The sequence below is a fragment of the Streptomyces sp. HSW2009 genome, from assembly GCF_040240285.1.
Taxonomy (GTDB): Bacteria; Actinomycetota; Actinomycetes; order Streptomycetales; family Streptomycetaceae; genus Streptomyces.
The window spans coordinates 1-9,204 of record NZ_JBEHZD010000317.1; the positions used below are offsets into that span (position 1 = coordinate 1).

The 9,204-nt window shown below is 74.0% G+C and carries 4 protein-coding genes and 2 pseudogenes; 4 read left to right on the plus strand and 2 right to left on the minus strand.

Annotated features, from left to right (window positions below):
• Positions 1 to 856: 856 nt before the first annotated feature.
• Positions 857 to 2,029 carry an ADP-forming succinate--CoA ligase subunit beta gene (sucC, locus tag AAHZ94_RS21735; protein ID WP_349994654.1) on the plus strand — a complete coding sequence of 391 codons (1,173 nt, stop codon included), beginning with the start codon at positions 857 to 859 and terminating at the stop codon, positions 2,027 to 2,029.
• Between the two features lie 21 nt (positions 2,030 to 2,050).
• The gene (gene sucD / locus AAHZ94_RS21740; RefSeq protein ID WP_349994655.1) at positions 2,051 to 2,935 is read left to right on the plus strand and encodes a succinate--CoA ligase subunit alpha; all 885 of its coding nucleotides are present in this window, start codon (positions 2,051 to 2,053) and stop codon (positions 2,933 to 2,935) included.
• 389 nt (positions 2,936 to 3,324) lie between these two features.
• Here sucD and AAHZ94_RS36480 read toward each other — a convergent pair whose 3' ends face one another.
• A complete protein-coding gene (locus tag AAHZ94_RS36480) occupies positions 3,325 to 5,844 on the minus strand; it encodes a hypothetical protein (protein ID WP_502964734.1) in 2,520 nt (839 codons plus the stop codon).
• Between the two features lie 233 nt (positions 5,845 to 6,077).
• On the opposite strand from AAHZ94_RS36480, the pseudogene AAHZ94_RS21750 reads away from it, so the two are divergent.
• Both AAHZ94_RS21750 and narI read left to right on the plus strand, forming a co-directional pair.
• Positions 6,078 to 7,193 (plus strand): annotated as a pseudogene (locus AAHZ94_RS21750) (cell division protein PerM); the annotation flags it as partial.
• Positions 7,129 to 7,908: pseudogene (narI, locus tag AAHZ94_RS21755) on the plus strand (respiratory nitrate reductase subunit gamma); the annotation flags it as partial. The pseudogenes AAHZ94_RS21750 and narI, both read left to right, overlap by 65 nt.
• A gap of 802 nt (positions 7,909 to 8,710) precedes the next feature.
• Here narI and AAHZ94_RS21760 read toward each other — a convergent pair.
• Positions 8,711 to 9,070 carry an ArsR/SmtB family transcription factor gene (locus AAHZ94_RS21760; RefSeq protein WP_349994656.1) on the minus strand — a complete coding sequence of 120 codons (360 nt, stop codon included), beginning with the start codon at positions 9,068 to 9,070 and terminating at the stop codon, positions 8,711 to 8,713.
• Positions 9,071 to 9,204: the final 134 nt, after the last annotated feature.

Genomic DNA, 9,204 nt, shown 5'->3' on the forward strand with positions numbered 1-9,204 from the left:
CCCCCCCCCCCCCCCCCCCCCCCCCCCCCCCGATTTTTTTTTAATGTTACGCCGACCCCCTCTTTCAACACTAGGAGTATGGTCGGCAGCGTCTGTTGTTTATATGAGACAGCCCACCGCGACCCCCGGGCCGCCCGGCGTGGCCCAAGTCCACCCACCGTGGTCCCGGCCCCACCCGCGGCCCCGCCCCCGCCCTCCGTACGGGAAAACCTCTACGAAGGCACCCCTGACAAAAGCGCGCCGCACGAAGGCACCCGTACAAGGGCCTCCGGCACAAAGCACCCGCACAAAGCACCCGCGCAAAGCGCCCCGTACGAAAGTCCCCGTATAAGGAAGCCCCCGCGCGAAGACGGGCCGCCGCGCGAAAACGGACCGCCGTACGAGGACACACCGCCGCCCGAAGACGCAGCGCCCGCCGCCCGACGACATACCGCCGTCCCGCCGCCCGCTATTCGGGTGTCGCGGGGCGGGTGTCTGTCCGGGTGGGGGCGGTGGCGGGTGGTGAGGGTTTCGGTGGTGTGAACGGTTCGCGCCTGGCATCAAAAGGTCATCGGGCTGGTCGAGGGCCACATCGGCCGAGTGGGTGGTCACCGCGTGTAGGGGTCACCCATCCGTAGCGATCTGTGACTGTTATCACCGCCCAAGTGTGATCTGAGATTTAGGGACCTCCGTGTTGCGGGGATAACCTGCCAGGCGGACATGCCGCGTACCCGGCTGACGCGTACAACCTCGTAGCGACCCCGTATCGATCTTGGTGACCGCGTCGTCACGCTGCCCTTCGCGGCACGCCCGCGCAGACAAGAACCGCGATCACTCAGACCGCCGGTGTATTTGAGAAGCAAAGGGACGGACGCGCGTGGACCTGTTCGAGTACCAGGCGAGGGACCTCTTCGCCAAGCACGGTGTACCGGTGCTGGCCGGTGAAGTCATCGACACGCCTGAGGCGGCGCGCGAGGTGACCGAGCGTCTTGGCGGCCGGGCGGTCGTCAAGGCGCAGGTGAAGGTGGGTGGACGCGGTAAGGCCGGTGGCGTGAAGCTCGCCGCCGACCCGGCCGACGCCGTGGAGAAGGCCACCCAGATCCTGGGCATGGACATCAAGGGCCACACGGTCCACAAGGTCATGCTGGCCGAGACCGCAGACATCGCGGAGGAGTACTACGTCTCCTTCCTTCTCGACCGCACCAACCGCACCTTCCTCGCCATGGCCTCCGTCGAGGGCGGCGTGGAGATCGAGGTCGTCGCGGAGCAGAACCCCGATGCGCTCGCCAAGGTCCCGGTGGACGCGATCGAGGGCGTGACCGACGAGAAGGCCCGTGAGATCGTCGCCGCGGCGAAGTTCCCGGCCGAGATCGCCGACCAGGTCGCCGAGGTCCTGAAGACGCTGTGGAAGGTCTTCATCGCGGAGGACGCCCTCCTCGTTGAGGTGAACCCGCTGGTCAAGACGGGCGAAGGCAAGATCATCGCGCTGGACGGCAAGGTGTCGCTCGACGCCAACGCCGAGTTCCGGCAGCCCGACCACGCGGCGCTTGAGGACAAGGACGCGGCCAACCCGCTGGAGGCGGCGGCCAAGGCCAAGGGCCTGAACTACGTCAAGCTCGACGGCCAGGTCGGCATCATCGGCAACGGCGCGGGTCTCGTCATGAGCACGCTGGACGTCGTCGCGTACGCGGGTGAGAACCACGGCAACGTGAAGCCCGCCAACTTCCTCGACATCGGCGGTGGCGCCTCCGCCGAGGTCATGGCCAACGGCCTGGAGATCATCCTCGGCGACCCGGACGTGAAGTCCGTCTTCGTCAACGTCTTCGGTGGCATCACCGCGTGTGACGCGGTCGCCAACGGCATCGTGCAGGCGCTTGAGCTGCTCAAGACCAAGGGCGAGGACGTCTCCAAGCCGCTGGTCGTGCGCCTGGACGGCAACAACGCGGAGCTGGGTCGCAAGATCCTGACGGACGCGAACCACCCGCTGGTGCAGCAGGTGGACACCATGGACGGTGCCGCTGAGCGCGCCGCCGAGCTGGCTGCGAAGTAAGGGACGAGGACACCAGTAACCATGGCTATCTTCCTCACCAAGGAAAGCAAGGTCATCGTCCAGGGGATGACCGGCTCCGAGGGCCAGAAGCACACCAAGCGGATGCTTGCCTCGGGCACGAACATCGTCGGTGGCGTGAACCCGCGCAAGGCGGGCACCACCGTTGACTTCGACGGCACCGAGGTGCCGGTGTTCGGCGGCGTCAAGGAGGCCATCGAGGCCACCGGCGCCGACGTCACCGTCATCTTCGTCCCGGAGAAGTTCACCAAGGACGCGGTCATCGAGGCGATCGACGCCGAGATCCCGCTGGCCGTCGTGATCACCGAGGGCATCGCCGTCCACGACACCGCCAACTTCTGGGCGTACGCGGGCAGCAAGGGCAACAAGACGCGCATCATCGGCCCGAACTGCCCGGGTCTGATCACCCCCGGTCAGTCGAACGCCGGCATCATCCCGGCCGACATCACCAAGCCGGGCCGCATCGGCCTGGTGTCGAAGTCGGGCACGCTGACGTACCAGATGATGTACGAGCTGCGCGACATCGGCTTCTCGTCCTGCGTCGGCATCGGCGGTGACCCGGTCATCGGGACCACGCACATCGACGCGCTCGCCGCGTTCGAGGCCGACCCCGACACCGACCTGATCGTCATGATCGGCGAGATCGGTGGCGACGCCGAGGAGCGGGCCGCGGACTTCATCAAGGCCAACGTCACCAAGCCGGTCGTCGGCTACGTGGCGGGCTTCACCGCGCCCGAGGGCAAGACCATGGGCCACGCCGGCGCCATCGTCTCCGGCTCCTCCGGCACGGCCCAGGCCAAGAAGGAGGCCCTGGAGGCCGCGGGCGTCAAGGTCGGCAAGACGCCGTCCGAGACCGCCCGGCTGGCCCGCGAGGTGCTCGCCGGCTGAACCGGCACGGGCCCCGGTAGACCGGCAAGGTCACTCGGGAACGGCCGCCCGGCGGCCGTCCTCCCGCGCTGACCTGCCGGTTCTGCCGGCCCACGGCGGTCGACCGGTGCGGTTGACCGCCACCACACGGCCTGACGGCCCGGCGGGGCACGCTCCGCCGAGCCGTCGCGTGGACAGCGCTACGGGCGCGGGTTCGCACTCACGAGTGCGGGCCCGCGCCCGTTGTCGTGCGGCCTGCGCTCCGTCCTGCCGTACGGGGTGTGGTGCGGGCGTGGCGCGGGCCGTCCGGTGCGGGGCGTCCGGCGGTTTCGGGGCATGCGGCGGTTTCGGGGCGGCCGGCCGGAGCGCCGACGCCGGCCACGCCCCGCCGGTGGTGTGCGGGGGCGCGGTTACGGCACGGGCGCCGGGGTGAGCGAGGTCGGTTCGGGCCCGGGTGTGGGAGTGGTGTGCGCTGGGGGCGCGGGAGCGGGGGAGGCCGCGGGGGCGGGCGCGCGGGCGTCCGGCGGGGTGGCGGTCGGAGTGACCGGTGCGGTCGATACGGGGCGGGCGGGGCTGAAGATCGGCCGGTCGGCCGCCGACGAGGTCAGCAGGGAGAGCACCGTACAGGCGGTGATCAGCGCGGTGAACCCGAGTGACCCTCTGACCAGCACCTTTGTCGTGTGTTCGCTGCCGCTGCGGACGAGTTCGGCGGCCCGGGTACGGACCGGCTGGGCCACCGCGAGCGCGCCGAGCCGGTGGTGCAGGACCGCGCCGAGCCGGTCGGGCGGCACCCGGCGCAGCTCCGGCAGGTGCCTGAGCAGCTCCTCGCGGGCGTGGGTGAGCCGGCCGGCGGTGGCCGGCGTGCTCGCTTCGATCTCGGCCGCGGTCGCGGGCAGGCCGAGCCCGACGCCGTCGTGGAGCAGCAGGGTGCGCCGGTACGAGCGCGGCAGCTGCAGCAGCGCGTTGAGCAGCGCCGGATCACGCGTCGTCACGGCACCGGGCCCGGTCTCGACGGCGACTCGCCGCACGACTCGCCGCACGGCTTCCCACCTGCGTGCTGGTGGGACGGGGCGACGGCTCGGGCGCCGCCCGCGGCGGGGGCTTGGACGGCGGTCGGGGCGGCTGACGGCTGACCGCGGACCGTCGGCAGGGTTCGGGGCGGTGCCGGTGGCGCTGGTGGTTGTGGTTGCGGTGGTGCTGGTGGTGGCGTCGCGGTGGGTGGGGGCGGAGGTGTGCGTACGGTCACTCGTCCGGCCGCGCCGCCGTGCCCGGCCGCGGCGTGGCCAGCGGCTCCGTGTGGTGCGTTCCGTCACGTCAGGGGTGGCGGCGGCCGGCTGGCCGGTGGCTACGTGTTCCGGGGAGTCCGGGGAGTCCGGGGAGTCCGGGGAGTCCGGGGTGTTCTGGGGGCCCGTGGTGTCCGTGGTGTCGCTGGTGTCCGTCGGGCGCTGGTGTGGTGGTGGCGTGGCGCGGGTCCGGGAGGTCTGGGCCGGACCGGGGGGCCGGTCGGGGCGTACGGCCGGGCTGGGCGGTGTGGTGTCGCCGGGGCGCTGCGTGGGGGCCGCCCGGCCGGGCGTGTCGGGTGTCGCCGGCCGCTTGCGTTCCGGCCGGAACTGGTGCCAGGGCGAGAGCGCGAACTCGTACACCGCGGCCCGTACCCAGCCCACCGGATCGCTGTCGATGGCGACCTCGGGCCAGTGCTGCCAGGCGCGTTGGAAGGCGAACTCCACTGATTCTTCAGCGAGTTGAGGACTGCCGGTGAGGAGGTACGCCTGCCGGGCCAGGGCGGTGGCGTGCCGGGAGTACAGGGCGTCGAACGCGGCGGCGGGGTTGGCCGGGGCGGCGCGCCCGGGGCCGACCTCGGCGTCATCGGCCGACACGCCGTCATGGCCCTGGCCGACGTCGGCAGCCGGTCCGTCGGCCGGCCCCTCGGGGATGGCCGCTGCGCCGTCGGAGCGGCGGGTGGCGGCATCGGGATGTGGTGCGACGTCAGGGGCTGGGGTGGCGTCGGGGCCTGACGGGGTCGCCGGGGAGGCGGCGGGCGCGGATGGGGCGGTGGCGGCTGGGGCCGGGGCCGGCGGCGAGGCCGGGGCGGTGTCCGAGCCCGTGCCCTTGTCCGCGGCTGCCTTCGGGGTGGTGCCCTGGTGCGCGCTCGCGCCCGTACGGGTGTCCGTGGCCGGGTTCGGATCGGGTTTCTTACGGCCCCGGGTGCCTCGTCGGTTGCCGCGCTTGGTGCGGGCCTTCGGTTCGGTGCGGGGGCCGGTGGGGGTGGGTTGGGCGTTGGGTGGCCCGGCGGGCCCGGCGGTCGGTTCGGGGGCTGACGGGCCGGTGGGGCCGGTCGACTCGGCCGGCTCAGTGGGGCCGGTGGGGCCGGTGGGTGTCGGAGGGGGCTTCGCGGCGGTGGGTTCGGTGTGCCCCGTGGTCGATTGGAGGGGGGCCTCGTCGGCGCCCTCCGTGTTGTGCTCCGCGGTGGTCGGAGGGGGCGTTGGGGTGGGGTGTGGAGTGGCCGGGCGGGTGGTGTTCGTGGGGGCGGCCTGGGGAATGGCGTGGGGCGCGGTGGAGCGTGCCCGGTGGGTCGATATCCGTACCCGTACGCCGCTTGCCGCGCCCGTACGCCGCTTGCCCGGCTCGCTCCGCTTGCCGCTCTCGCTGCGTTCGGTGCGTTCGGCGCGCTGACTCGGTTCGCGCTCGGCCTCGCGTGCCGGCTGCGCGCCGTGCGCCGACGCCGGCCGTGCCGGGGGCGACGGGGATGGCGAGGGCGACGGCGGTCGCGCCGGCGCGTGGGATGCCGCCTGCGCCGGCGGATGCTGCGCCGCCTGCCGTGTCGGCTTCGCGTTCGCCGGCCGGGGCGCGGGCGCGTCGGACGGGGGGTGCGGCGCGGGGCGGGGGGCGTTCGACGTGGTGTCAGGCGCATGGGTGCGGCGGCGTTTCACGGGCGGCGTCCCACGTCGGCGATGGCAGCCCGGGGTGATCGAATGCGTACGAAGAGTCCCAAAAGGCGCATATGGATATCTTGGGCGACACGGCGACCATGTGCCTGCTACGGGGACAAAACGGGTGTTATTGGCAGCATGGGTGTGTGACCCACATGAGCGAGTTCAGCCCGTCGCCGTCCGTCCGGGACGCCGCCACGACCAGGCATTCACCCGCCGCCGGGCACGCGCTCATGAGCGGCGTCGTGGCCGCCGGGCTCGGACTCGGCACGCTCGCCGTCGTCGTCCTGCTGCTCTGGGTCACCTCGCCCTTCCCGGACAGCGGGCCCGGCGGCGCGCTCCGGGTCGTCGCCGGCCTGTGGCTGCTCGCGCACGGGGCCGAATTGGTCCGCACCCACGGGGTGACCGGCGGTCAGACCCCGATCGGCCTCACTCCACTCCTGCTCACCGCCGTGCCGTGCTGGTTGCTCTACCGCGCCGGGCGCCATGCGATGGAGGACCCGGAGGCCGAGGTCCGACAGCCCGGACGGTGGGAACACGTGGCCTCCGCTGACCCCGGCCAGCCACCGGCCGGCACCCCGTCAGCCGGTACTCCATCGGTCGGCGCCCCGTCAGCCGACACCCCACTGGCCGACGTCCCGTCAACTGCCCGACCCGGTCCAGCCACCGGGCGCGCTGCGGGCGACCAGCCGCCGGCGGAGGTGCGGCCGGCCGTGGTGCGGTCCGCGGTGGGCCTGGTGGTCTTCGGATATCTGCTGGTCAGCGCGGTGGCGATGGTGTACGCCAACTCCGGTGCGCTGCCCGTCGACCCGATCAGCACCGTGGTACGGGTGCCGCTGCTGGTGGTGGCGGCCGTGACGGCAGGGGCGTGGACGGCCAGTGGCCGGCCGCGCTGGCCGCTGCCGGCCGCGGCGCGCCGGGTGCTCGGCCTGGTGCCGGGCGCGGTGCGGCGCCGGCTGCCCCTGTCGCTGGTGCTGGCCGCCGCGCGGGCCGCCGGATGGGCCACGGTCTGCTTGGTCGCCGGCGGCGGGGCGCTGGTGGCGGCCTCGCTGGTGGCGCACGGCGGCGCCGTCGAGGAAGCGTTCCCGCTGCTGGCGCACGACTGGCCGGGGCGGTTCGGAGTGCTCTCGCTCTGTCTGGCGCTCTTCCCGAACGCGATGGTGTGGGGCGCCGCGTACGGCCTGGGGACGGGGTTCACGGTGGGCGCCGGCAGCCTGGTGGGCCCGATCGAGACGACCGCGTACCCGGTCCTGCCGCACTTCCCGCTGCTCGCCGCGCTGCCCGATGCGGGGCGCGGCGGGCCGCTGCTGTGGACGGCCGCCGGCGCGGTGCCGCTCGTCGCCGGGGTGGTCCTCGGCCGCGAGGTCGCCGGGGCCGCGGGGTGGCGGCCCGCCCGCACCACTCCACTCTCCACTGCCCCCGCACGGGGCGCCGCCGCGAAGGAGCCCTCCGGTGGACCATCTCCACACCACGCTGTGGGGCGTGTTGCCCTACCTCGCCCTGACCTCCCTGGTGGTGGGCACGGCGTGGCGCTACCGCTACGACCGCTTCGGCTTCACCACCCGTTCCAGCCAACTCCACGAGAACCGACTGCTCAAGATCGGCTCACCGCTCTTCCACTTCGGCCTGCTGCTCATCCTGATGGGCCACGTCGTGGGCCTGCTGGTGCCGGAGAGCTTCACCGAGCGCCTGCGGGTCACCGAGGGCCAGTACAGCGCGGGCGCCCTGGTCGCCGGCAGCATCGCCGGTCTGATGGGCACCTGCGGCCTGGGCATCCTGCTCTGGCGCAGGCTGCGGATCAAGGCCGTCCGCCGGGCCAGTTCGCGCAGCGACCGGGTGCTGTACCCGGTGCTGCTCGCCACCCTGGTCGCCGGCCTGATGAACACCATGGTCACGCCGGCGACCAGCGACTACGACTACCGGCTCGGCGTCTCGGTGTGGTTCCGCAGCCTGTTCACGCTCGACCCCGACGTCTCGCACATGTCGGACGCCCCGCTCCAGTTCCAGGTCCACACCCTGCTGGCGATGGCGCTGTTCGCGCTGTGGCCCTTCAGCCGCCTGGTGCACGCCTTCACCGCACCCGTCGGCTATCTGGTCCGCCCGTACGTGGTCTACCGCGCCCGCAACGCCCGCCCGCACGGCCCCTACGGCCCGCGCGACGGCTACCGGCCGCGCGCCGACCGGGGCCGCGGCCACGCCCGCGACCGCGCCGCGGCGCGCCCCGGCCCCCGGGGGGGGGCCCGGGGGCCCCCCCCCCCCCCCGGGGCGCCCCCCCCCCCCCCCCCCCCCCGCCCCCCCCCCGCCCCCCCCCCCCCCCCCCCCCCCCCCCCCCCCCCCCCCCCCGCCGCCCCGCCCCCCGCCCCCCCCCCGACCGGGGCCGCGGCAACGCCCGCGACCGCGCCGCGGAGCGCCCCGTCCCCCTGGAGGGCGCCGGCGGCCCCAAGCCCCGCCGCTGACCCACCCCCAACCCACCCTGCTGCCCCACCGGGCCCCACCCACCGTCCCCCGCCCGGACCGATCACACCCACCCGCGCGGGGGATGCTCGTGGTGGGTTGGTGCGTGGGTGTGGGTGTTTGGGTGGGTGCCTGGGGTGGGTGTGGGTTGGTCGGTGTGGGTGGGTGGATGTGGGTTGGTGGGGCGTTGTGGCTTGCGGGCCGTGCAGGGTTGTTCGGCGTACGGGCTACACGGGGCTGTCAGGCTTACGGGCCGCGCGGAGTGTCCGGCATACGAGTCTGTGTCCGGCGTACGCGTCGCGCGGAGTCATCCGGCGTGCGGGCCAGGCAGGAGTCTCCGGCGCAGGAGCCTGTGTCCGGTGTACGGGCCAGGCTGGCGTGCAGGACCAGCCGCTCCCCGCCGTACGACCCCTCACACGTGCTGGTGCGCGCCCGTCCCCTGGTGGTCCGCGTGGTGGAGCGCGCCCTCGACCAGCCGCCGCAGCGGCCCGTCCCGCAGGGCGTACACCATGCGGCGGCCCTCCTTGCGCGCCTGCACCAGGCCGGCGAGGCGCAGCTTGGCGAGGTGTTGGCTGACTGCCGTGCGGGCCGCGCCGCTCGCCGCGGTCAGTGTCGTCACGTCCGCCTCGCCGCGGGCCAGCAGCCACACCAGGTGGAGCCGGGTCGGGTCGGCGAGCAGCGCGAACACGGTCGCCGCCGCGTCGAGTTGCGGCGCGCCGGGGCCGTGCTGGTGCACAGCGTTTGCACCTGAGGACCCTTCGCTTGCCGGCATGGCCCCATCGTACGGCCGTACGCCGGGCCCGGCCCCTGGCCGCACGGGCAGGGGCGCCGGGGGGGCCCCCCGCCCCGGCCCCCCCCGGGGCCCCGGGCGGCCCCGGGGGCCCCCCCCCCCGCCGCCCCCCCCCC

What these genes read in the sequence shown, in the direction of transcription:
- sucD (WP_349994655.1), top strand. Translation starts at nt 2,051, where the DNA reads ATGGCTATCTTCCTCACCAAGGAAAGCAAGGTCATCGTCCAGGGGATG.
- AAHZ94_RS21760 (WP_349994656.1), bottom strand. Translation starts at nt 9,070, where the DNA reads ATGCCGGCAAGCGAAGGGTCCTCAGGTGCAAACGCTGTGCACCAGCAC.